The following is a 1,445-nucleotide window of genomic DNA, read 5'->3' on the forward strand; positions in this document are numbered from 1 at the left end:
GGCGTCCAGCGGCGGGGAAACCGGCCCGCGTTGGTGGGAGGCTGGTCGCCCGACCGCCGCTCGCGCTCCGTCGTGTACCGGTCGACCAACGACGTACGACGAGAGGGCGCTCGGCCTGGTCAACGCGTGGGCGATCGCGGCCCGCTGCCGCTCGGACACGTCAGCCCCATCCAGTACGGCGGACAGCTCCTCCTGAAACCCAGCGGCCCGTTCGACCCGCCGCTCCCACCGTGACGATCGGTTGTCAGTCATGGCCTACCCCTGGCGTCGTTCGGGTTTGCTTGTCCAGCCCGGCAGATTGGGCTGATCGGTCGGAGGGATCGCCCAGCGGGAGACGGGACGGCATTCGCGGGGCGGGGATGAGTTGAAGGGACAGGTGCTGCTCTGCGTTGACCGGGCATGAGTTCAGAGTCATTTCCTCCGGTCGCATGTCAAGTACTATCGACAGGTAGTCACGCGTCGGGCTTGATGCGCGACTGGTACCCGTGTGCCTAGCGTGAGACCGTGACAAAGCTTCGACTGATGGGCACGCACGAGATCCGCGTGCGGCTTGGCGGCATCAGTCGGCAGCGTGTCTACGAACTGACCATGCGTCGGTCCTTCCCAGAGCCGGTCGCTGAGCTGGAACAGGGCCGCGTGTGGCTCGCGGAAGACATCGAGCGGTGGATTACCGAGCATCGCCGCGAACTCGCAGACAGTGAGGGCGAGTAACCGACGAGGGACGTGCCGCTCACGGTCTCAACCGGCCCGGGATACCCCGACCTACCCGCAACCCGTGTCGCCCACCATCACCGGCACCGCGCACCTGACCTGGGCCCCCGTCCTTGTTTACTGCCCGGTCTGCATAGAAAACGGCGGGTTCACGGACAACCGTGAACCCGCCGTGAGCCTTTGCGGATCAGCCGGTGGCGTCCTTGAGGCAGAGCACCGGCTCGGCTACGTTGCCGCGAAGTTCCACGACCGGCAGGGAGGGGTCCGGGCACTTGTCCTTCGAGTCGACCTTCGACACCACGGTGAACGTCTCCGGCTCGCCGCACTCGGCGACCACTGCGCTGTCGCCGGAGCGCTTGACGCAGGAGCCGACGGCCGGGTTGAAGGTGCCGGCCTCGTCGGAGCCGCCGACCTTGCCGAGCAGAAGCAGCAGGCCGAGCGGGATGGCGAGGATGAGCACTGCGGCCACCAGCACCGCGGCGAGCACCCGGCCGTTGCGTACCTTCGGTGCCGGAGCGTCCGGGGCCGGCTCGGCGACCGGCTTGAAGGCGTCGAATCGGCCCTGCTCCGGCTCGGTCGCGGGCGAACTCGGACTCCACGGCGTCCCGGACTGCTGCGGCGTGAAGGCCGAGGTGTGGTCGGCCGGCTCAGGCCGCCCGGCCGAGCCGTAGGCCCCAGGATGCTCGGGCTGGCCGCCGAAGGAGCCGGCACCCGGGCCGCCGAAGGGATCTCCG

At 68.9% G+C, this 1,445-nt stretch carries 2 protein-coding genes and 1 pseudogene; 1 reads left to right on the forward strand and 2 read right to left on the reverse strand.

The genetic code is table 11. The features are described 5' to 3' along the window. A pseudogene (locus Vqi01_RS30260) lies at positions 1–252 on the reverse strand (hypothetical protein); the annotation flags it as partial. 270 nt (positions 253–522) lie between these two features. On the opposite strand from Vqi01_RS30260, the gene Vqi01_RS30265 reads away from it, so the two are divergent. Then, positions 523–711 carry a DNA-binding protein gene (locus tag Vqi01_RS30265; protein WP_204038547.1) on the forward strand — a complete coding sequence of 63 codons (189 nt, stop codon included), beginning with the start codon at positions 523–525 and terminating at the stop codon, positions 709–711. A gap of 187 nt (positions 712–898) precedes the next feature. Here the strand turns inward: Vqi01_RS30265 and Vqi01_RS30270 are convergent. Continuing rightward, on the reverse strand, positions 899–1,445 hold a 547-nt coding region (locus Vqi01_RS30270; RefSeq protein WP_443673881.1), incomplete at its 5' end, for an LppU/SCO3897 family protein.

The organism is Micromonospora qiuiae (assembly GCF_016863555.1).
Classification (GTDB): Bacteria; Actinomycetota; Actinomycetes; order Mycobacteriales; family Micromonosporaceae; genus Micromonospora; species Micromonospora qiuiae.